The sequence below is a fragment of the Streptomyces sp. NPDC051776 genome, from assembly GCF_040681345.1.
Taxonomy (GTDB): Bacteria; Actinomycetota; Actinomycetes; order Streptomycetales; family Streptomycetaceae; genus Streptomyces.
Genome location: NZ_JBFAYQ010000010.1, coordinates 1 through 21,121 on the forward strand (window position 1 = coordinate 1; position 21,121 = coordinate 21,121).

Here is a 21,121-nt window from a genome sequence, read left to right on the forward strand (position 1 = left end):
GCAGTGACGGGCATCGCCGTACATGGCAGGCTCACCCAAGCCAGCACGCCTTATACGCGGTTCGTGTTCCTCGGTACCCAGGTCTCGCCTCGGGCTTCCTCCAGACCCCACCTCACGATGACGCCCTTGCCTCCGGCTCGGGGTTAGCACCACCTCTTCCCCCAGGGGACTTCCACCCCCAAGCAATCGCCCATGCTGGGCGCACCATGCCGCTGCCCCCGTCCCTGGACGAGGGAAGGGGGCAGCGGTGTCACCTGCCGGCTCCGGGATCAGCAGCCCGTGTGGCCGCCGTCCCTCCAGTTCCAGAAGCAGCGGTCGACGGACGCGCCGCCACGATCGCGGAGGACGAGCCCTCCGCGGAAATTGCTGTAGATGTGGCGGTCGCTGTCCTGGAAGCGGAGCAGCCGCTGGTCGCGGCCGAATCCGGTGCGGACGACGACCTCCTCGCCGCCCCGAAGACGCAGCCGGTCGAAGCGGTAGGTGCGGCTGCCGTCGGAGACGGTGTAGTCGCGGAGCTGGACGGGACGCCGCGAGGTGTTGACGACGGTGAAGTACTCGCCGTTCACCGATCGGTTGCTGAAGCGGTCGGGCCCGGGAGCGTCGAACTGGATCTGACCGATCTCCACCCCACGGTGATGGTGGCGGTCCTCGTGCGCGGTCGCCGGCACGGCGGCCGCGGACAGCAGCGCACCGGCGATCAGAGCGGTGACGGTGACAGTACGAGAAGTGCGGGACATGGTGATCCCCCAGCTTTCTGGAGAGGCCCAGCCGCGCCGAAGCGGCTGTGACCGGTGGTCAACCCGGGCCGGGCGGCCCGGGGCGAGACCACAGTGAGGCCACCGGCACGCCGTTCATCGATCAACCACTTGCCGTTACACAACACAGATATTTACGGAACAACTGCCGCCTCCCGTGATGGGGTTCGACACCCGCACGCCCAACACTCGTGCCGAATACACCCACCCAAGCGGCCACGGGGCCATCGGAGAGCCCTCACGGGCCCGGCTCCCACCGGCGCGTCTGCTCCGCGGAACGACACACCTGTGACACGTAACAAAGGCCGGCCACCCCAACGGCTCAGCCGGCGGCCGGCTCCACCGGTGTTCCGGCCGACCGTGTCCTCGACGTGAGTAACCAATGTGCGTACTGGACCGTGGCGTCCGCGCGCGGCTCCGGCATCGCGCCACGGGCCGTTGTGGCGCTGGCGGCCTGGGCCCTGAACGAGGTGGGATTCCACCGCCTCGAACTCGCGCACTCGGTGGCCAATCCCGCCTCATGCCGGGCCGCGGTGAAAACCGGTTTCGCACACGAGGGCACCAAACGCCGTGCGCTTCTCCACCTCGACGGATGGCACGACGTGCACGTCCACGCGCTCACCCGGGGCGACCGGCCTTCACACGCGCGCCCACGAGTCCGACCCCCACGGCGCACCGCTCCGCTCCGCGGGACTGCCGCCGGACCGCCGGCCCCGAACTCGGGCGCCCATACACCGGTATGAGACCGGATTCACCACGTGAGAGTGGCCACTACTCAACAGTACGTATCGGCGCCACATCCTCCCGACTGCGGCCCCTACGGTGATCATGTGACCGAAACATGGAAGTCCAATGACGCCGGTGTGCTGCGCCTTCCCTCCGGGCGCCTGGTGAGAGGTCGCGGCCTCCGTGAGCCGCTGCCCGCCGGGTCGCAGCCGACCTACGGGGTCTATCTGCTCGGGAAGGAGCCCCCGGCGGTTCCGTGGGAGGCACGTTGGCTGCGCTGGCCCGACTTCTGGGTGCCCAGCAGACGCGACGAGGCCAAGACCGTTCTCGGCGAGGCGTTGAGCCGCTCGGAGACCGACCTGGTCGAGATCGCGTGCGGCGGTGGCCGCGGGCGGACCGGCACGGCCCTCGCCTGTATCGCCGTCCTCGACGGAGTACCGCCTTCCGAGGCGGTGGCTTTCGTGCGCCGCCGCTATGACGCCCACGCCGTGGAGACACCCTGGCAGCGGCGGTACGTACGCCGCTTCGCCGACTGATCGCCCGGCGGTCCTCCCCGGATCCGGGCGGCCCTCACCACGCCCCACGTCCGGTCCGGTGCCGGACCCAGCTCCACCTCGACCGCGTCGCGCAGCACTGCGCGTATGCGTGACAGCATCGCCGAGCCGCTGAGCCAGCGTTGGCGTTGCTGAGGCCCTCCACCGATCCGATGAGTCGCTCCGCCGCGTCCCCCGCCACGACGTGGTCCGCGACGGTGCCCGATCCCTGCGCCCGCCGCATGAGGCCGGTGTCGAACTCGGTCCGTGCGCCGTGGACTTGCGCAACTGTTCGCGCAGGGCCGGATCGAAGACGGCCGTGGCCCTCAACTCGCCCCAGGCCGTGCCGTTCTCCATGACGTCGGGCGCGTCCCGGCGTTCGATCACTGCGCCGCTCAGAGCCGTCTGTCCGTCCGACGGGCCGGGGCTGCTCGGCGGTGCCTACGGTCAGGGGCGCCACCCGTGGCCATACGGGCTCCTGGGTGCCGCACACCTGCGTAGGTCACTGGGCTCGCACACACGACGTGCGGCCCGGATCCCGGTGTCGGGCGTCCGGGCCGCACGTCCAGGTCAGGTCGACCGCGCTGCGTCGACCGTGCTGCGTCGACCGCGGCACAGGGTCCGCGGTGCCGCGCAGGGCCAGGAGCCAGGGTCAGGAGCTGAGTTCCCAGATGGCGTTGGCTATCGCGTCCGAGTTGGTGTCGAGGGCCTTGTCGTCGATGTTGGACTTGTCGTCGCAGGCCTGGTGGTAGCAGGCGTCGAAGGGCTCGCCGGCCTTGCCGCCCCAGCCGGAGGCCTGTTCCTCGGTCTTCTTGTAGTCGGCGCCGGAGAAGATGCCCCCGACCTTCACGCCCTGGTCCTTGAAGGAGGCGTGGTCGGAACGGCCGTCGCCCTCCGTCTCGGGCTCGGTCTTGATGTCCTTGCCCTTGTAGTAGTCGGTGAAGACCTTCTCGAGCTGCGGGTCGTCGTCGTAGACGAAGTAGCCCGGGTTCGGCGAGCCGATCATGTCGAAGTTGAGGTAGGCGTCGATCTTGGACACGTCGCCGGACTCGAGGCTGTCGACATAGTGCTTCGACCCGACCATGCCGTCCTCCTCGTCGCCCCACCAGGCGAAGCGGAGCTGCTTGGACGGCTGGAGGTCGGCCTTGGCGACGGCGAGCGCGACTTCGAGGATCGCGGCCGAGCCTGATCCGTTGTCGTTGATGCCCGGTCCGTCGGGGACCGAGTCGACGTGCGAGCCGGCCATCACGACCTTGTCGCCGCCGCCCTTCGGCCAGTCGGCGATGAGGTTGTAGCCCTTGGCGCCGCCCGACTCGAATTCCTGAAGGCTCGTCTTGAAACCGGCTTCGTCCAGTTTGCCCTTGATGTACTCGACCGTGGCCTTGTGTCCGGGCTGGCCGTGGGCACGGTTGCCGCCGTTCGCGTCGGCAATCTTCTGGAACTCGGCCAGGTCGGCCTTGACGGCCGCGACGTCGATGTCAGGGGCGGCCTTGACGGTGGGAGCGTCCGTGGCCTGGGCTCCGACCGCTGCACTGAGGAGTGCGGCCGCCAACGCGGCGGAGGTTCCGGCTGCGAGCGCACCACGGCGCAGGTTCTTTGCAGTGAACACTGTTGGCTCCTGAAGTGGGGGGATGGAGCTGCGAGTTGTGGAGACAAGAGACTGACCATATTGGCGTCAATCGTCAAGAGCGAATATCGGATGCGGAGGTTCCGTGAGCGAACCACAGTTCTCCTGAAGGCCGTCGGCGACGCGTGAACGAGCGACTCCTCCGAGGGAATCGGCCCCCCGGCAGGACCACGGCGTGCGCCCCGGACCAAGGGCATTCGCGTCAGGTCGAACTCCGGCCGGCGGGTGTGGCCCAGCCGCTCCGGGGAAGGCGTCGTGAGGAGCGTGAGCGGGAGAACGGCACCAGCGGGAAGCGCGCTCGCTCTCGCACCATTCGCCGTACACGGACCCGGACCACCCAGGAGCCCCCTGATGCGGATCTCCGGGCCGCCGAACCGGAGGAGGTGATGTCCCGGCCGCCGGAGAGCCGTTGGGGCGACACGTGCTCAGTCGTGAGGATCGGTCGTGAGGGGATCCGGCCCCTGGCGGAGGCCTTACGGGATCAGACCGCACCCGCGGACGTGCTGCGCGAGCGCAGCAGACAAGCTCCCCGCACGCATGCGCCGGCAAGCGCCGCTTGCACCGCGGACCACCCGCCGTCGGACCCGGGGGCAGTGCGAGCTACGTCGCGGTCCGGCGTGGGTACGGTTCGGAGCACGCACAGTCGTAGTGTTCGAAGCTCGTGCGGTTCGGGGTGCGTACGGTTCGGGCTACTTGAAGCCGGGGTCGAAGTCGATCACCATCGCCCGCGCCCGCTCCACATACTCCTCCGGCATCGGGCAGGAGCGCCGCTCCTCCGCGTCGATGTGCACCCCGGTCAGCACGGCTACAGCCGCGACCTCACCCGTGGCCGCGTCCTCCATCCGGTGGCAGAAGCGGATCACCTTGCTCCGCACCTCCAGGAAGGCCGATCGGACCAGGACCACATCCCCGGCACGCAGCTCCCGCCGGTAGGAGATCCTCTGGTCCACGGCCACCATGCCGCGGCCGCTGCTGCGCAGGTACTCCGGCGTTATGCCGACGCCCGCGACGAGCTGCCAGGTGGCCTCGTCGAACTTCCCGACGTACCACATCACGTTCATGTGCCCCATGTGATCGCAGTGCCAGGGGTAGACCGTCCCGCGATACGTCACATCCATGCCGGTGGTCATCCGCGTTTCCTTCGGTCCACAGTCCAACGAAGCCCGTACGACTGTGAGGTTAGTGAACGTTAACTAGCGTCGCAGTGTTGCGTTCAACATCCTCCATATCCCGTCACCTCCGACACTGACGGCCGCGTGGACAGCGGGCCGCGGCCCCGAAATCGCAGTCGGGCCCGCGGAGTTGTTCCGGGGATCACGAGTGCGCCTGATCAGTACACGAACCGATCAAGTAGTGTCACCCCCATGCAGGTGAACGGGCGCGTATGGGGCGCAACTCCGTCGGAACAGAGCGCGCCGTATCCCTGCGACGCCTTACTGAACGTCCCCTACGAGGGCTGGATCCGGGCCGTTGACGTCTCGGCCCCCTGCGACCTCGTCTTCCGCTGGCTCCAGCAGCTCACCATCGCCCCGTACAGCTACGACTGGATCGACTTCCGCGGCCGCAGGAGTCCCGACCGTCTGACGCCGGATCTGCCGCCGCCGGCCGTCGGGCAGAGCTTCCTGGTCTTCGACATCGCGGAGTTCGAGGTCGGTCGTCACATCACCGGCGTCCTGCCGCAGCGACTGGTGCCGCGGCACGGTCAGATGGCTGTGACCTACGCGGTGAGCCCGCGCGAAGCGGGCGGGTGCCGCCTCGTGGTCAAAGTGGACGCCGAAGCGCGCACCGCACTGCGCCACAAGGTCCTCAGACGGCTCCTCGCCTGGGGCGATCTGGTGATGATGCGCAAACAGTTGCTCACGCTCAAACGTCTCGCCGAGCGCGACGCCGCCGAAGCACGCCACTAGCAACGGCCTCTGTACGGGAAGCCCGCTCGCCGGGTTCCGGCCCACCGCAGACCTGTGCGCCGGGCCGCCCGCCGAGACGCGGCGGTTCCGCTGTCCGCCTCGGCCGGCAGCGCCGCGTTCGGCCCGTCGGCGAGGTCCCCGACCTCGTCGCGTACATCCGCGGGGAGCGCGACGACCGTCCTGACGACCGTCCCCGGGAAAGTTCGAGATCGTTCCCGGTGGGGCGACCCCCGGAGATTCCGCCAAGCACGCGACGAGTTCGGGACGTTGATGGGGACCGCGGCCACCTGGTGGGACGAGCGGCAACTCCAGGGGAGCCGCGAACTCGGCCAACTGGAAGCCGGACCGTGCGGGATCGAGCACGGACCTCCGCCCCATTGCCCCGCCGTCATCCGGCCTCCCGAGTCGTCCGCCCGCGCGGGAAATCGTCCCCTTCTCCGTGCAACCGCCGCGAGCAATCCGCCATCCCCCTGAGTGCGACGCGGTACGAGGGCATCGGCGCAGGTCGAGCCGTCCTTCCGCGGCACGCCGCAAGCCACCGGCCAACTCCGTTGCGCGACGCCCTCGTCGGCCGCGGACAGGCCCGATCGTTCCTCACGGGGAGGGGACCTCGCGTGTCCGACAGCGCAGCCCGCACCGAACTGCCGCACATACCTGGGCTCCCGGCGCAGGCGCCGCCGGCCGACCACGCTTCAGGAGCCGACCTGTCCGGCGTCGGCTCACACTTCGGTTCCCGCCCCGGCTCCGGCAGCAGGCGGAGGGACGTTCTGCGCGCCGGGTTGGGCATCGCCGCCGCGGCGTGGGTGCCGGCGTGCACCGACCGTGCGGCGGCGGCAGCTCCCGCCGGGGCCGACTGGTCCGGGTTCGCCCGCGACCTGGACGGTCTGCTGGTGCGTCCGGGGCAGCGGCAGTACGACGCGGCGCGGCGCCTGTTCCAACCGCAGTTCGACTCCATCAAGCCGGCCGGTGTCGCCTATCCGTCGCACCGGGAGGACATACGGACCTGTCTGGCCTTCGCCAAGCGCTACCGCATACCAGTCGCCGTCCGCGGCGGCGGGCACAGCTACGCCGGCTGGTCCTCGGGTCCCGGCCTGGTCGTCGACGTCAGCGCCATGAAGAAGGTGTCCTCCGGGGCGACCGCCACCATCGGCGCCGGGGCGCGCCTCATCGATGTGTACGCCACGCTCAACCGCAACGGGCGCACGATCCCCGCCGGATCATGCCCCACCGTGGGGGTCACCGGTCTCGCACTGGGCGGCGGCGTCGGTGTCACCAGCCGTGCGTACGGGCTGACCTGCGACAGCCTGACCGGTGTCGAGATAGTCACCGCCGACGGCCGCGTCCTCGAGGTCGACGCGCGCCACCACACCGACCTCTTCTGGGCGCTGCGGGGCGGCGGCGGTGGAAATCTCGGCATCGTCACCGAACTGCACTTCCGCACCCACGCCGCGCCGGACTGCAGCTACGCGTTCCTGTCCTGGCCGTGGTCACGTGCCGCCGCCGTGATCCGTGCCTGGCAGAAGTGGGCGCCGCACGCCCCCGACGCGCTCTGGGCCAACCTCCACCTCACCGGCACCGCGGGCACCCCGCGCGTGGGGATCGGTGCCAACTACCTCGGCCCGCAGTCGGGTCTGCGCAACCACCTGGACCGGCTGGTCGACGCGGTGGGCGTCCAGCCGGCATCGTCGGTGGTCCGGACGCGGTCGCATTACGACACGATGCTGGTGATGGCGGGCGCCAGTGGATGGACGTCCGCGCAGTGCCATCTGCAGGGCAAGCTCCCCGGCCAGAATCCGGCGGGCCGTACGGCACGGGCGTCGTATGCCGCGCGCTCCGACTTCTACACCCGGCCACTGTCGGCCACCGGTATCGCGGCGCTGCTGAAGCAGGTCGAACGCTATGCGCGTATCGCCCCGTCCGGCGGCAGCGGCAGCATCGCCTTCGACGCCCTGGGCGGGGCCACGAACCGGGTCGCGCCGCGGAAAACCGCGTTCGTGCACCGCAACGCGCTGTTTCTCGTGCAGTACATCGCCAACTGGCCGAACGGCGCCTCCTCCACCGCCATCAAGCGCAGCCGCGCCTGGCTCGACACCCTGCACGGGGCGATGCGGCCGCATGCCAGCGGTCAGGCGTACCAGAACTACATCGATCCGCAGCTGTCCGACTGGAAGAAGGCGTACTACGGCGCCAACCTCGCCCGTCTGACCGAGGTGAAGACGGCCTACGACCCGGGGCGCGTCTTCCGTTTTCCGCAGTCCCTTCCGACGCGCTGACGGCTGAGCACCGGTGCGTGACCAACCGCGGGGGGCACCTCCGCGGTGGTGACCGCACCGGTGGAGCAGGGAAGCCCGTGGCCCTCAAAGCAAGATGCCGCGGGCTCAAGGCGTCATCCGCCCCTGGCTCCGAACGGGCAGCCGGTTGACACATCAACGACATTGCCTAGTGTTGTCACATCAATCTTCGGATTCCGGGCCCGCGCGATCCCCCACGCCGACCCGAGGAGGCGCCATGACCGGGGCCGGACCATCCCCAGGTGACCGACAACGCCCAACAGGCCCGCTACGAAGTCCGCGTGGTTGTGGATCTGGCGGGCTTCGCGGAGTACCGCACCAGGAACGGCCGCATCGTCTTCACCCACACCGAGATCGCCCCCGCGTTCCAGCGGCGGGGCCTGGCCCACGCGCTCGCCGGTGCCGCATTCGACGACGTACGCGATCGGGGGCTGGCCGTCACTCCGCTCTGCCTTTCATCGCGGACCACATCCGCAGGAATCCCCAGTACGCCGATCTCGTGGGCCCCGTCCACCGCGGCCGACTCGTCGACTGACCCGGAAGACACCATGAACCAGCCCCCACAGCAGTACGGCCGGCGGCACGACGCACCTCCGGCGCACACAGGGCCGCCGCGGACCATGGGCGGCATACGGCTCGGGGAACCACGCGGCCGCTGGACCCTTTTGGCGACGGTCCTCGGATCCGGTATGGCCATGCTGGACGCGACCGTGGTGAACATCGCCCTGCCCGCCCTGGGCCGCGACCTTCACGTGGGCGTCGCGGGACTGCAGTGGACGGTCAACGCGTACACGCTGATCCTCGCGGCGTTCATCCTTCTCGGCGGTTCCCTGGGCGACCGGTACGGCCACCGGCGCGTGTTCGTGGTGGGCGCCGCGGTCTTCGCTCTGGCGTCCCTGCTGTGCGCGGTCTCCCCTGACGCAACTCTGCTGGTGCCGGCACGCGCCTTGCAGGGCGCCGGCGGGGCGCTGCTCACCCCGTCCAGCCTGGCGATCATCGCGGCGACTTTCCATCCGGACGACCGGGGCCGCGCCATCGGTGCCTGGTCGGGACTCGGCGGTGTGGTGGCCGCTGTCGGGCCGTTCCTCGGCGGCTATCAGGACAAACCGTTGACACGCCAACCACAGGGTGTTCCGATGATGCGCAGGAGGCGCGGAGCCCGGCTACTCTCCCAGCCGCCCCTCGCCTGCCACGAGCATGAACGAGTGGCCCGCGGGGTCGGAGTAGACGCGTACGTCGCGCGGACCGGAGTTGTCCCTGGCGTCCACGGGAGTCGCGCCGAGGCCGATCACCTCACGCTCCGCGGCGTCCATTTCGACCTTCGGCACCAGGACTTGAAGGTGTGCCTGTTGCGCGTCCTCGGGGCGGGGCCAGCTCGGCGGCGTCAGTCCGTGGTCACGACGGATCGCGAGGCGCACACCGGCGTGACCGATGATTTCGACGTAGTCCGGGTCCGACCCGCGGCGGGTCTCGGCGTTCAGCAGCCGGGCGTAGAACTCGGCCAGGCTTTCCGGCTCGGTGCAGTCGAGAACGAGAACGCATGTCTTGGCGACCGTCATTGGTGTTTCCCTCCCCCGCAGGCCCGGCGCCCGCGTCGTACGCACGCGTACCCCCGGAGCCGGTCGTCACGCCCGCGCTGCGGTCGCGACGCGAAGACTCAAGCGATATGCGCGGTAACGGATTTGAACAGGAAATTGCCGGAAGACCGTTCCTCGGTTTCTCGTCGTTCTGCCGTGGCATCCTGATGGCACGTCAATGTCACGGCGTGGATATCACGGCACGGATTTCACGGCGTGGATATCACGGCACGGATTTCACGGCGTGGGTGTCACGGCGTGGGTGTCACGCCATGACCGTCGCGTGACCCGGGTCCGGGCCGCTGGCCCGGCCCGGACCCGCCCCTGGCTCATCCTCGCGGAGAGTTCAGCCGGGAGAGATGCGGCCCCGCCACGCCCCTGACTCGGTTCCACGGTGCTCGATGAACTCCTTGAACCGCTTCATGTCGCCCTTCGTACGCCGGTCCAGCATGCCGAGCAGATCCCCGGCCTTGTCCGTAAGGCCCTCCGGTTCCACTTCCATCACCAGATCGACGCGGGTGTGGGTGTCGTCCAGGGACTGGAAAGTGACCAGTCCACGCTGTTGAACGTCTCCGCTCGTCGTGCGCCACGCGATGCGCTCGTCGGGGAGCTGGTCGATGATCTCGGTGTCGAACTCCCGCTGCACGCCCGCGATTTTCGTCGTCCAGCGATTGTGGCTCGCGTCCAGCTGGGTTACGCGTTCGACGCCTTCCATGAAGTTGGGGAACTCCTCGAACTGCGTCCACTGGTTGTAGGCGGTTCCCACCGGGACCTCGACCTCAACGGACTCTCGCACAATGCCCATGGATACGTCTCCTTCCCTCGGTGCCGTACGCACCGTCGTGTCGTACGGCGCATTGGACGGTCGACGCATTCGGGTGCCCGCCTCGACGTATCTCAATCGGACACGCCAAGGGGGCTCTATTCACTGTCGCGCGGAGGAATGCCACCGGGTGACGGCGGGCACGCGCGACAAGAGTCCTCGATTGTCTGCAGCGACGCGCCCACGGCGGATCACGAGCCCGCGCGGAGAAACGGCGGATCACGAGCCCGCGCGGATAATTCGGTCGCACGGGCAGGGATGCGGTGGCAAGGTCCGCAGCGTGGCAGACATGTCTACGTCGAGCCCAATGTGTGGGTCCGCCACGGCCCGCGCCCCGGGGCCTGAGCGCCCTCGGCCGGCCGCGCGGCCCGCGGGCGCGGCCCGGAGCGGGTCCGGTCGGGTACGATGGCGGGCTCCAGCAGGCACTTTGTGAGGAGGTGGGACCCATCACCGCTGTATCGGACCGGGTGCTCTCATCTCTCAGTCGTACGGTTCACCTCGCATAGGTGGCCTGGAGGGCGCCCTTCGGTGACCCGGAAGGCTCTCATGTCGGTTTCCCCCTCCTCTCCGTCGTTGTTCCCCTCGTCCGCGATCGCGTCCCGGCTCCGTGACGCCGGTTGTGTCTTCGCCGAGGACGAGGCACGGCTCATCCTCTCCACCGCCCGTACGCCCATCGAGATCGCCGCCATGGTGGAGCGGCGCGCCGAGGGCGTGCCGCTTGAACAGGTGCTCGGCTGGGCGGAGTTCTGCGGTCTGCGGATCGCCGTGGAGCCCGGCGTGTTCGTACCGCGCCGCCGTACGGAGTTCCTGGTCCGGCAGGCCGCGGAACCGCTGCGCGAGGCGCTCGCGCGGCGGCGGCGCGCGGTGGTCGTCGACTTGTGCTGCGGTTCGGGCGCCGTGGCGGCCGCGCTGACGGCAGCGGCGGAGCCGGACGGCGACCGTGTCGAGTGGCACGCCGCCGACATCGAGCCCGCCGCGGTGCGCTGCGCCCGCCGGAACCTCGGCACGGCGGCGGAGGTGCACGAGGGAGACCTCTACGATCCGCTGCCGGCGAGACTGCGGGGCCGGGTCGATGTGCTGGTCGTCAACGCCCCGTACGTCCCGACCTGCGCGTTCGGGCTGCTTCCGCCGGAGGCACGGCTACACGAGCCGAGGATGGCACTCGACGGTGGCGCGGACGGGCTCGACGTGCAGCGGCGCGTGACGGCCGAGGCCCCATCGTGGCTTGCGCCGGGCGGCCGTCTGCTCGTCGAGACGAGCGAGGGCCAGGCCTCCGGGACCATCGAATCGTTCAGGCACAACGGGCTGTCCCCGCGCGTGGCCCGCTGTGAGGACCTGTGCGCCACCGTGGTCATCGGGTCCCAGGACGGAACATGACTGTGTGTCCGGGAGCGTCTGCCGGTGCGTCAGGAGCCCGTACTGAACGAGCTTCAGGTCGGGGGTGTCATGGGGGTTCGAGGCCGGTCTGCAACAGCCGCGGGGAGAGCGAGAATCCACGACGGACGTCCGCCGGTACGGCCCGGGTGCTGGAGTGGACGGTGACGCGTTCGAGCCCCAGCTCCCGGGCACGCTCCACGAGCGCGTCGATGAGCCGGCCACCGAGGCCCGTGTTCCGCTCCTCCGGGACCACGTACACGCACTGCACATCAGCCGCGGCACGCTCCAGCGCGAGCGGGCTCGGTACGCGGCGGGTGACGGCCAGCCAGGCCATGCCGATGACGGCGTCGTCCCGGACCGCGACCAGGCAGCGGTGCGACGCCGCATGCTCCTCGACCCAGGCCGCGAAGTGCCGCACGAACTCCTCGCGCGTGGTGACGGGGCCCCCCGTTCTCCTGTACCCATTGCCACCGCAGCCCGGCCACGGCGACCCACTCGCCGGCCGGGCCGGGCCGGGCGGAGGGCCGCACCGCTACCACCGGCGCCGGGGGGCTACCGGGGCCGTCGCCTGCGCCGGGGCCAGTACCTGTGCCTGCGCCGGGACCGTTGCCTGTCCCCGGCCACGTCCCGCGCGGCGTGGGCGCCTGCGCCTGCGCCCGTGCCCGTGCGGTGCCTCCGGCAGGCGTGCCGCCGCTCAGAGCGCCGCCGCCAGTTCCGTGCCCTGGAGGATGGCGCGCTTCGCGTCGAGTTCCGCCGCGACGTCCGCGCCGCCGATGACGTGAGCTTCGCAGTCCTTGGCGCGCAGGTCCTCGTACAGTCCGCGCCGGGGCTCCTGGCCGGTGCACACCACGATCGTGTCCACCTCGAGGACGCGGCGTTCACCGTCGACCGTCAGGTGCAGACCCTCGTCGTCGATCCTGTGGTAAGTCGCCCCGGCCAACGTCGTCACACCGCGGTGGCGGAGTTCGGCGCGGTGGATCCAGCCCGTCGTCCTGCCCAGTCCCGCGCCGACCTTGGTGGTCTTGCGCTGGAGCAGGTGCACGGTCCGCGACGGCTTGGTACGGCGCGGCTCCTGCAGCGCGCCCGGCGTGCGGTACTCGGTGTCGACGCCCCACTGCTCGAAGAACAACTCCGGTGTCAGACTGCCCTCGTGGCCCGCGTCGGTGAGGAATTCCGCGACGTCGAACCCGATGCCGCCCGCCCCCAGGATGGCTACGCGCTCCCCGACCTTCGCGTCGTCGCGCAGGACGTCGAGGTAGCTCACCACGCTCGGGTGGTCGATGCCGGGGATCCCGGGGATCCGAGGGGTGACGCCGGTGGCAAGCACGATGTCGTCGAACCCGTACGCGATCAGGTCCTCGGCGGTGACGGCGGTGCCGAGCCGGACGTCGACCCCCACGTCCTCCAAGCGGCGCCGGAAGTAGCGCAGCGTCTCGTCGAACTCCTCCTTGCCCGGGATCCTGCGCGCCAGGTTGAGCTGCCCGCCGATGTCGCCGTCGGCGTCGAAGAGCGTCACCCGGTGCCCGCGTTCGGCGGCGGAGACGGCACACGCCAGGCCGGCCGGTCCGGCCCCGACGACGCCGATGTGCTTGCGGCGCCGGGTGGGCGACAGGATGAGTTCGGTCTCGTGGCACGCCCGGGGGTTGACCAGACATGAGGTGATCTTGCCGCTGAAGGTGTGGTCGAGGCAGGCCTGGTTGCAGCCGATGCAGGTGTTGATGGCATCGGCTGCTCCCCGCGCGGCCTTGGCGACGAAGTCGGGGTCGGCCAGGAACGGGCGGGCCAGGGAGACCATGTCCGCGTGCCCGTCGGCGAGCAACTGCTCCGCCAGTTCAGGGGTGTTGATGCGGTTGGTCGTCACCAGCGGGATGCCGACGGAGCCCATGAGCTTCCTCGTGACCCAGGTGAAGGCGCCGCGCGGCACCGACGTCGCGATGGTCGGGATCCGCGCCTCGTGCCATCCGATGCCGGTGTTGATGATCGTGGCCCCGGCCGCCTCGATCTCCCGGGCCAGGGTGATCACTTCGTCCAGCGACGACCCGCCCGGTACGAGGTCCAGCATCGACAGCCGGTAGATCAGGATGAAGTCCGGCCCCACGCGCTCCCGGACCCGGCGGACGATCTCGACCGGGAAGCGGATCCGGTTGCTGTACGCGCCGCCCCAGCGGTCGTCCCGGTGGTTGGTGGCCGCGGCGATGAACTCATTGATCAGGTAGCCCTCGGAGCCCATGATCTCTACGCCGTCGTAGCCCGCGGACTTCGCCAGCTCCGCGGCCCGTACGAAGTCCTCGACGGTCCGCTCCACATCCTCGTCGCTCAGCGCACGCGGCGTGAACGGACTGATGGGGGCCTTCAGCGCACTGGGGGCGACCAGGTCCTCGTGGTAGGCGTACCGGCCGAAGTGCAGGAGCTGCAGGGCGATCCTGCCGCCCTCGGCGTGCACGGCCGCTGTCACCTGCCGGTGCTTCTCCGCCTCGGCGTCGGTGGTGAGCATCGCCCCGCCCTCGAAAGGGCGGCCCTCGGGGTTGGGCGCGATGCCTCCGGTGACGATGAGGCCGACGCCGCCCCGGGCCCGGGCGGCGTAGAACTCGGCCATCCGCTCGAAGCCCTGGGGGACTTCCTCCAGACCTATGTGCATCGACCCCATGAGCACGCGGTTGGCCAGGGTGGTGAACCCGAGGTCGAGCGGGCTCAGCAGGTGGGGGTACTCGGTCAAGGTCAGCGCCTCCTCGCGCTCTTGGGTTCGATCCGGCCGGTCGTACGGGCCGTCGTGGCCTCGCCGTACGATTCGTCCGAACGGTTCGCGGCAGGGACGAGCCGTGATGCGGTCACCGTCCGGCATGTGTGTGTTGCGCGCCGGACTCGCGGGCGCGGATGATCCCGGCGGCCCGCAGGCACCAGTCGCGGTGCTCCTCCTCGAACTCCAGGCCGCGCAGGCACGTCAGATACGGGCCGATGCGCTCGCCGTGCCGCAGGAACTCCTCTTCGGGGAGCCCGCCGCGGAGATAGCGCAGAGTCTTGCCGTAGATCTCGGCCTTGGCAGAGGCGATGAGCGCCCTCTCCTCGAGCTGCGCGATCACGGGCCCGGCGTCGATGCGGTCGACACTCTGGACCTTGACCAGCAGGTCGTCGCGGATGAAGGACGGTTTGGAGGCCGAGGCGGCGAACCGCTCCAGCTCGGCGACACCGGCCTCGGTGACGGTGAACAGGCGCTTGTTGGGCCGGGTCTCCTGGATGACCTGCCGTCCGGCGATCAGCCCTTCCTTCTCCAACTTGCCGAGTTCCAGATAGAGCTGTTGCGGCAGGGCGTGCCAGAAGTTGGCGACGCCGGTGTCGAACGCCTTGGCCAGCTGGTAGCCGCTGTACTCGCCGTCCAGCAGCGCCGCCAGCACCGCGTGGCGCAGGGCCATACCGTTTCCCCCTCCCATCCCTGGTCACTCTCGTGGGTATTCACTTTATTGAGTACCCATGAATGTGACCGTACAGGACGTGCGGCGTCGTGGGAAGGGCGGCCCGGACCCGCAGCATCAGTGCGCTCCCGTTGCAGGGGCGAGCCGCATCGCGGGGCAGGGGGTGCGGGCGGACAAGCGGCCGGAGGCCGCCCCCGCACAGGCGAGGCGCGGGCAAACAAAAAGACCCCGGTGTCTTCACGGGGTGATGGGTGCACGGAGGGGTCTGCGCGCCGCAGTGATGGCCGCGCCGGTCCGGAGGTTGGCCACCGGACCGGCGGGCGCAGCGTCCCCAGGACTTCAGGAGCGCGCGGTGCGACGCTGGCGCGTGGCGAAGAGGATGCCGCCACCGGCGAGCACGACCACGGCGGCCGCGCCGGCGATGAGCGGGGTGTTGCTCGATGCGCCGGTCTCGGCGAGGTCGCCCGGCGCGGAGGTGCTGGGGGCCGGAGCTTCGGCCGAGGGGGTCTCCTCCGCCGGGGCGGAGGGGGTCTCCGAGGGAGTCCCGGAGGGGGTCTCGGACGGCGTCGGGGTCTCCTCGCACACCGGCGAGACCTTGGTCTCGTCACGTGAGAACTTGTCGCTGTCGCCGGCCTTCACGACGAGACGCACCTGCGCCTCGCTCTTGTGGCTCGGGATCTCGAGCTTCTTGTGGAACTCGCGGCCGAAGGTCTCCGTGGGCAGCAGGTCCTTGCCGTCCACGGTTATGGTCACGGTGTTGGTGACCTTCTCGTTGTAGGCGGTGAGGTCGACGCTCACCTCGGAGCAGTCCACCGTCCACCGGGGGGTGTGCGCTGACGCCGGCGTGGCGGTCAGACCGACCCCGATCAGGCCGGCCGCCGCGGCCGTCGTCACAGCGGCCGAACGCCGCCACGATCTGCTGGATACGCTCATGAATCCTCCGCGCATGTACGTCGGTCGAGTGACCGTGCGAGCGCACAGTACTGCCCCTCCCCCGGAGTCTCATAGGCATCCCCGCCACCATCCTTCACAGCATTCCGGAGCCGTCCGCTCCGCCCCGATTTGACCCCCCGGGCGGGGCGGGCAGGGGAGTTCAGGAGGCGGGAGCTGCCCTCAGCGGACGGACGGGTGACCGGCATTCACCCGGACCGGCTGAATGCGGACCGCAGGGACCCGGACCGGCGGTGCCGCGGCGGAAGGCTCCGGATCGGCGATGCCCGGAGCGGACGGCTCCGGACCGGTGGTGCCGCGGCACCACCCGTCCGGGCCTCGGCGGCCCTGCTCGTGCTCCGGCGCGACCGCGCTACGCCGGCTGGATGTTCTGGTTCGCGTGGAAGAGGTTCTCCGGATCGTAGGCCCGCTTGATCCGGGCGAGCCGGTCGAAGTGGTCCCGGTAGGTGGCCCGTACGCGCTCCGGTCCCTCGTCCATCATGAAGTTCACGTACGCCCCGCCCATCGAGTGCGGGTGCAGCTCCTCCCAGTACCCGACGCACCAGTCCCTGATGGCGCCGGCGTTGGCGGGGTCGGGGTCTATCCCGGCGAAGACCCCCGACCAGAGCGCGTCCCGGTAGCTCCAGGCCGTCTCGTCGGGGCCGGTGCGGTGGACGGCGCCGTCGACCGGGTAGAGGTGCATGGTCGACAGCCCGGTCGGGATGGCGCCCGCGTACCTGGCGTGGACATCGATCGCCTCGTCCGTGATCCGGTCGAAGAAGTCCCCGCGCCAGTACCACTGCAGCCCGGTCGGGAGCAGTTCGTCGAACATGGACTGCAACCCGGGGTACGGCATCGGCATCGTGAAGTGGAAGGCCGGCCGCCCCGCGTCGCCCACCGCGGCGAGTTCCTTCTCGAACTGTTCCGGCTCTCCCACCCAGCACCACACCACGGCGCACATCTTCCGCCCGTGCAGCTCCTCGGGGAACGGCGGGCCGGGCGGGACGACCAGGACGGCGAAGAAGCCGTTGAGGTCCTCCGTCGCCTGAGGCAGGAACTCCCGGTACCACCGCAGCACTTCGGGGATCTGCTCCGCCGGCCAGACGGTGAAGCCGACCCCGACCGTGTCCACGGGGTGCAGCCGGTAAGTGAAGGAAGTGGCGACCCCGTAGTTGCCGCCGCCTCCGCGCAACGCCCAGAACAGGTCCGCTTCGCGGTTCGCATCCGCCGTGACGAAGGTGCCGTCGGCCAGGACGATGTCCGCCGACAGCAGGTTGTCCACGGTCAGTCCGTACGCGCGGGTGAGGTGGCCATGGCCGCCGCCCAGCGTGAGACCGCCGACGCCGGTGGTCGAGTTGATGCCGCTGGGGGTGGCGAGGCCGAAGGCGTGGGCGGCGTGGTCGAGGTCGCCGAGCTGGGAGCCTCCGGCCACCTGCGCCGTCCCGGCGACCGGGTCCACGCGGACCCCGCGCATCGCCGAGAGGTCGATGGTCAATCCGCCGTCGAGCAGACAGAGCCCGGAGCCGCTGTGGCCGCCGCCTCGCACCGCGATCTCCAGATCGTTCTGCGCGCCGAACCGGACCGCTGTCATGACGTCGCCGACGTCCGCGCACTGCACGATGGCCGCCGGGGATATGTCGATCATTGCGTTGTATATCGCGCGGGCCTCGTCGTAGCCCGGTTGACCGGGCGCCATGACGGGACCGCGGATCTTGTCCTTGAGCGAGTCGCGGATTGCCGTGTTCATCGCGCACTCCTTGCACGGGCCTTTGCAGCTCCTGTGAACAGCTCCGTGACGTCGCTTCGGTTGCTCACGATCAGTTCTGACGAGCGCCCGCTGAGGGCGTCGACAGCCGGGACACCGCTGAAGCCGTTCGCACTTTCCAGCATGCGCCGATGCCGGGGTCCCTGCTACGTCAGCCGGTCAGGGCCGGGGCAACGCCCCAACGCTCACGTTCGGCGGATGGTGCTGGCACGGAGGGTGCGCGGAGTCCCGCGCCCGGGCCGGCGTTACCGCGACCGGCCTCAGCCCCCGACCGCGGAGCGGGCATCGGCCCGGCTCCTGCCGACCGTCCTCCGGCACCGCCGGAGGAAGTCCGCGAGCGCGTCGAGCAACCGGTCCGCGTCGTCCGCGCTCGTGCGGGGGGCGAGCCCGACGCGCAGCCCCCGTGGTCCCCGAGGCCGAGCCTGCGCGACACCTCCGGAGCGTGGAAGGACCCGGAGGGGCGCTGACGCCGCGGCGCGCCGGATGGTGGCGCCCTCTCGGTGGTGCCTCCCGTCGGACGCGTCCTGCGCACGGCTTCTGCTGCGCATGCATCCTGCACACCGCTTCTTCTGCGCATGCGTCCTGCGTTCCGCTTCTGCTGCGCATGCATCCTGCACACGGCTTCTCCTGCGCACGACGCCCCCGTACGGCCCTCCTCGACACACCGGCTCACCACCGCCCTGCGGGTCAGGCCAGGATGACCGAGCGGGTGAGGTGGCGGGGACGGTCGGGGTCGAGGTCGCGTGCTGCCGCGAGGCCTACGGCGAGCCGCTGGACCACGACCAGGTCGGCCAGGGGGTCGTGCCCGAGGGCGACCAGCCGGCCACCGGTGCGCGTGATGTCGTCCGCGAGTCCGGCGGGGAGCGCGTCCCGCTCGCCGAACCACCAGACCACCCGGCCCGGTCCCGCGACGCTGATCGGCCCGTGCCGATACTCCTTCGCCGGGTACGCCTCCGTCCAGGCACCTGCCGCCTCGCGCATCTTCAGCGCGGCCTCGAGGGCGATGCCGTGGGCCCAGCCACGGCCGAGGAACGTGAACTGTTCGGCGGCGAGCAATTCTTCGAGCACACCGCCCCCGCCGGGTCCGGCGCGGTGGCCGTCGAGCAGTGGCTCGGACAGCGCGCCCGCCGCCTGTCCCGCCAGGTGGCCGAGATCCTCCCCGAGCAGCGCGCGCAGCAGCACCAACTCAGTGGTGGCGAAACGCGTCTGGACGACGGACTGCTCATCGGCGAAGTCCAGTGCGACGGCCACGTCCGCGAGTGCCGCCAGGGGGCTTTCGGGGTCCGCGGTGACCGCCGCGCAGGGGGTCATCCCGCGGAGCCGGCGGACCGCGTCCAGCACCTCGGTCGTGGTGCCGGAGCGACTCAGCACGACCACACGGTCGTAGCTCCGCCCGGGCGGGATCTCCGAGGCGGGGAAGGCATCGGTCTCCCCCTGGCCCGCGGCCTCACGCAGCACCGCGTAGGCATGGCCAATGAACCGGGAGGTGCCGCAGCCCACGACGGCGACCCGTTCGCCGGGTCGGGGCATGCCGGTGGAGGCGGGACCGTCGGGTCGGCCGGCCAACTCGATGGCGCGGCGCCAGCATTCGGGCTGGGTGGCGATCTCGGTCTCGGTCCGGCTCATCGCTGGGCACTCCCGTCTCGGCCGTCGTGACGCACCTCGTGTCACCGCACCCATTGATCATGGATGAACAACCCTGTGTGTTTCCAGTGCAATTCACGCAGAAACAAGCATCAGGGGAGTCTCCGCACCGGAGGGGGCGTGGCCACAGGGGCCCGGCAGGGTGCGGGCACCATCACGACAGGGGGATGCCCACGGGCCCTCGGGGGTATGGGCGCAGGCACGTCCGGGCTCGCGGACAGCGAATCCGGGTGCGACAGGGTGTGGACGGGACTGCGCCATCAGGCGCCGCACGACCGCGCTCAGGCGCGGATGATCTCGACGCCGGCCTCGGCGAACGGGTCGGTCAGCTCGGGCGGCGCGTCCTTGTCGGTCACCAGCACATGGATGTCGACCACCGGGCAGATCCGCGCGAAGGCCCGCTCCCCCAGCTTGGAGGTGTCGGCGACGACGATGACCTGCCGGGCGCGGCTCGCCAGGGCCCGATTGATGCTCGCCTCGCCCTCGTGCCCGGCCGTCGCGCCGTGCATGGCGTCCAGGCCGTCGACGCCGAGGAAGGCGTGATCGAGGGAGATCTCGGCCAGCAGCCCGGTGGCGAGCGGGCCGATCAGCTCGTACGAGGCGGGGCGTGCCACCCCTCCGGTGACGACGAGCTTCACATGGCGGCGCACGACCAGTTCGTTGGCGATGTTCAGGGCGTTGGTGACGACGGTCAGCGAGGGGCCCGCCCCGAACTCCTGCAGGTCACGCCTGGTGGCCAGCGCCCGCGCGACCTCGGTGGCCGTGGTACCGCCGTTGAGGCCCACGACCGCACCAGCGCTCACCAGGCCCGCCGCCACCTGGGCGATCCGCTCCTTCTCCCGGGCATGCCGCGAGATCTTGTAGCGCAGGGGAAGGTCGTAGGCGATCGCGTTGATCACGGCTCCGCCGTGGGTGCGGGTCACCATCTGCTGGCGAGCGAGTTCATCGAGATCCCTGCGGATGGTGGCGGCGGAGACCCCGAGATCGGCCGCCGCGGCCTCGACCTCGATCCTGCCGTCCCGTGTGGCCTTCTCCAGGAGCGCGCTCCAGCGGGCCTGCGCCGATCCGGCCATGCGATCGCCCCCCTGTACTGCGGCGTGCGCTCCGGAGCGGCGGGCGCCGGGGCCCGACTCCGAACGAGGGCGGCCATTGAAGCATGCCATCGTGCGATGACCAACAAGTCGTACAGCTGTCGCGCAACGGGCGGATTCCGGGTGCGGCACCCCGGCGGACCGCACCAGGCCTGCCTGTGACGCCGGGCGGACGCGCGACCGGTTCTGCGTGCCCCGCGGTCGTCCCCGTACCGGTCGTCCCCGTACCCCTTTCCAGTAGGTTCGCGTCCGGGGCGGTCAGCTGTGCGGCGGCACGCGCTCACCGTTTCCCTGCGGTCGTACGGGCGGGACCTCATGCGCGTTGGACATGAGCGAGGCGGCAGGGCGTGGCCCGTCCAGGTCGACGGCCGACGGGCGGAAGGGAGACGGGCGGAAGGGAGACGGGCGGAAGGGAGGCGGGCGGAAGGGAGGCGGGCGGAAGGGAGGCGGCCGAGGAGGGCGGCCGGCGCGTACCGGCCTTCCAGGCAGGCGAGTTGGCGCCGAGGCAGCGGGCGCCGTGTCCGAACGCCATGCGCTCACGGCGCAGCGGACCGGAGGCTCTCGAAGCGTTGACGCTCTCCCCGTGGAGGTGCGGATCGCGGCCGACTTGCGTCGAAGTTGATGACGCCGGGCTCGCCTTGACGGTACGACAGGCCGCAGCCCTG

16 protein-coding genes and 3 pseudogenes are annotated in these 21,121 nt (G+C 70.5%); 7 read left to right on the forward strand and 12 right to left on the reverse strand.

The features are described from left to right. Window positions 1-269: 269 nt before the first annotated feature. On the reverse strand, window positions 270-737 hold the full coding sequence (locus AB0M26_RS10575) for a lamin tail domain-containing protein (RefSeq protein ID WP_365257767.1): 468 nt from the start codon (window positions 735-737) through the stop codon (window positions 270-272). A gap of 398 nt (window positions 738-1,135) precedes the next feature. Between AB0M26_RS10575 and AB0M26_RS10580 the strand changes: the two are divergent. Next, window positions 1,136-1,387 (forward strand): annotated as a pseudogene (locus AB0M26_RS10580) (GNAT family protein); the annotation flags it as partial. Window positions 1,388-1,585: 198 nt separating this feature from the next. Continuing rightward, entirely contained in the window at window positions 1,586-2,017 is a 432-nt protein-coding gene (locus AB0M26_RS10585; protein WP_365257770.1) for a protein phosphatase, read from the forward strand. A 649-nt stretch (window positions 2,018-2,666) separates the two neighbouring features. Here the strand turns inward: AB0M26_RS10585 and AB0M26_RS10590 are convergent. Both AB0M26_RS10590 and AB0M26_RS10595 read right to left on the reverse strand, forming a co-directional pair. After that, window positions 2,667-3,623, reverse strand: coding sequence for a M28 family metallopeptidase (locus AB0M26_RS10590; RefSeq protein WP_365257773.1), 957 nt, complete (start codon window positions 3,621-3,623; stop codon window positions 2,667-2,669). A 707-nt stretch (window positions 3,624-4,330) separates the two neighbouring features. Beyond that, window positions 4,331-4,771, reverse strand: a complete 441-nt coding sequence (locus AB0M26_RS10595) for a thioesterase family protein (RefSeq protein WP_365257776.1) — start codon at window positions 4,769-4,771, stop codon at window positions 4,331-4,333. 234 nt (window positions 4,772-5,005) lie between these two features. Here AB0M26_RS10595 and AB0M26_RS10600 point away from each other — a divergent pair, with 234 nt between their 5' ends. From AB0M26_RS10600 to AB0M26_RS10615, 4 genes and pseudogenes are all read left to right on the forward strand, one after another. After that, on the forward strand, window positions 5,006-5,548 hold the full coding sequence (locus AB0M26_RS10600) for a hypothetical protein (protein WP_365257779.1): 543 nt from the start codon (window positions 5,006-5,008) through the stop codon (window positions 5,546-5,548). A 614-nt stretch (window positions 5,549-6,162) separates the two neighbouring features. Then, the gene (locus tag AB0M26_RS10605) at window positions 6,163-7,821 is read left to right on the forward strand and encodes an FAD-binding oxidoreductase (RefSeq protein ID WP_365257782.1); all 1,659 of its coding nucleotides are present in this window, start codon (window positions 6,163-6,165) and stop codon (window positions 7,819-7,821) included. A gap of 260 nt (window positions 7,822-8,081) precedes the next feature. Beyond that, a pseudogene (locus AB0M26_RS10610) lies at window positions 8,082-8,279 on the forward strand (GNAT family N-acetyltransferase); the annotation flags it as partial. A 180-nt stretch (window positions 8,280-8,459) separates the two neighbouring features. Beyond that, a pseudogene (locus tag AB0M26_RS10615) lies at window positions 8,460-8,936 on the forward strand (MFS transporter); the annotation flags it as partial. A gap of 66 nt (window positions 8,937-9,002) precedes the next feature. On the opposite strand, the gene AB0M26_RS10620 reads toward AB0M26_RS10615, so the two are convergent. Beyond that, entirely contained in the window at window positions 9,003-9,398 is a 396-nt protein-coding gene (locus AB0M26_RS10620) for a VOC family protein (RefSeq protein WP_365257785.1), read from the reverse strand. A gap of 364 nt (window positions 9,399-9,762) precedes the next feature. Continuing rightward, window positions 9,763-10,221 (reverse strand): SRPBCC family protein, encoded by a 459-nt coding sequence (locus AB0M26_RS10625; protein WP_365257788.1) that lies wholly within the window; start codon window positions 10,219-10,221, stop codon window positions 9,763-9,765. 564 nt (window positions 10,222-10,785) lie between these two features. On the opposite strand from AB0M26_RS10625, the gene AB0M26_RS10630 reads away from it, so the two are divergent. Further along, a complete protein-coding gene (locus tag AB0M26_RS10630) occupies window positions 10,786-11,616 on the forward strand; it encodes a putative protein N(5)-glutamine methyltransferase (protein ID WP_365257791.1) in 831 nt (276 codons plus the stop codon). Between the two features lie 67 nt (window positions 11,617-11,683). On the opposite strand, the gene AB0M26_RS10635 is transcribed toward AB0M26_RS10630, so the two are convergent. The 7 genes from AB0M26_RS10635 to AB0M26_RS10665 all read right to left on the reverse strand — a co-directional run bounded on the left by AB0M26_RS10635 (window position 11,684) and on the right by AB0M26_RS10665 (window position 20,438). Then, window positions 11,684-12,034 (reverse strand): GNAT family N-acetyltransferase, encoded by a 351-nt coding sequence (locus tag AB0M26_RS10635; RefSeq protein ID WP_365257794.1) that lies wholly within the window; start codon window positions 12,032-12,034, stop codon window positions 11,684-11,686. Window positions 12,035-12,310: 276 nt separating this feature from the next. Then, window positions 12,311-14,332, reverse strand: coding sequence for an NADPH-dependent 2,4-dienoyl-CoA reductase (locus AB0M26_RS10640; protein ID WP_365257797.1), 2,022 nt, complete (start codon window positions 14,330-14,332; stop codon window positions 12,311-12,313). Between the two features lie 112 nt (window positions 14,333-14,444). Beyond that, a complete protein-coding gene (locus AB0M26_RS10645; RefSeq protein WP_365257800.1) occupies window positions 14,445-15,026 on the reverse strand; it encodes a PadR family transcriptional regulator in 582 nt (193 codons plus the stop codon). A 339-nt stretch (window positions 15,027-15,365) separates the two neighbouring features. After that, window positions 15,366-15,959 (reverse strand): LAETG motif-containing sortase-dependent surface protein, encoded by a 594-nt coding sequence (locus AB0M26_RS10650; protein ID WP_365257803.1) that lies wholly within the window; start codon window positions 15,957-15,959, stop codon window positions 15,366-15,368. Window positions 15,960-16,329: 370 nt separating this feature from the next. Further along, complete coding sequence (locus AB0M26_RS10655) at window positions 16,330-17,703, reverse strand: FAD-binding oxidoreductase (protein ID WP_365257806.1); 1,374 nt, start codon at window positions 17,701-17,703, stop codon at window positions 16,330-16,332. 705 nt (window positions 17,704-18,408) lie between these two features. Further along, window positions 18,409-19,347, reverse strand: coding sequence for an SIS domain-containing protein (locus AB0M26_RS10660; RefSeq protein ID WP_365257809.1), 939 nt, complete (start codon window positions 19,345-19,347; stop codon window positions 18,409-18,411). Between the two features lie 299 nt (window positions 19,348-19,646). Further along, on the reverse strand, window positions 19,647-20,438 hold the full coding sequence (locus AB0M26_RS10665; RefSeq protein WP_365257812.1) for a DeoR/GlpR family DNA-binding transcription regulator: 792 nt from the start codon (window positions 20,436-20,438) through the stop codon (window positions 19,647-19,649). Window positions 20,439-21,121: the final 683 nt, after the last annotated feature.

Bases quoted from the DNA above. Each gene is read 5' to 3' on its own strand.
- AB0M26_RS10600 (WP_365257779.1), top strand. From the start codon at position 5,006: ATGCAGGTGAACGGGCGCGTATGGGGCGCAACTCCGTCGGAACAGAGC.
- AB0M26_RS10595 (WP_365257776.1), bottom strand. From the start codon at position 4,771: ATGACCACCGGCATGGATGTGACGTATCGCGGGACGGTCTACCCCTGG.
- AB0M26_RS10650 (WP_365257803.1), bottom strand. From the start codon at position 15,959: ATGAGCGTATCCAGCAGATCGTGGCGGCGTTCGGCCGCTGTGACGACG.
- AB0M26_RS10620 (WP_365257785.1), bottom strand. From the start codon at position 9,398: ATGACGGTCGCCAAGACATGCGTTCTCGTTCTCGACTGCACCGAGCCG.
- AB0M26_RS10665 (WP_365257812.1), bottom strand. From the start codon at position 20,438: ATGGCCGGATCGGCGCAGGCCCGCTGGAGCGCGCTCCTGGAGAAGGCC.
- AB0M26_RS10660 (WP_365257809.1), bottom strand. From the start codon at position 19,347: ATGAGCCGGACCGAGACCGAGATCGCCACCCAGCCCGAATGCTGGCGC.
- AB0M26_RS10645 (WP_365257800.1), bottom strand. From the start codon at position 15,026: ATGGCCCTGCGCCACGCGGTGCTGGCGGCGCTGCTGGACGGCGAGTAC.
- AB0M26_RS10655 (WP_365257806.1), bottom strand. From the start codon at position 17,703: ATGAACACGGCAATCCGCGACTCGCTCAAGGACAAGATCCGCGGTCCC.
- AB0M26_RS10575 (WP_365257767.1), bottom strand. From the start codon at position 737: ATGTCCCGCACTTCTCGTACTGTCACCGTCACCGCTCTGATCGCCGGT.
- AB0M26_RS10630 (WP_365257791.1), top strand. From the start codon at position 10,786: ATGTCGGTTTCCCCCTCCTCTCCGTCGTTGTTCCCCTCGTCCGCGATC.
- AB0M26_RS10625 (WP_365257788.1), bottom strand. From the start codon at position 10,221: ATGGGCATTGTGCGAGAGTCCGTTGAGGTCGAGGTCCCGGTGGGAACC.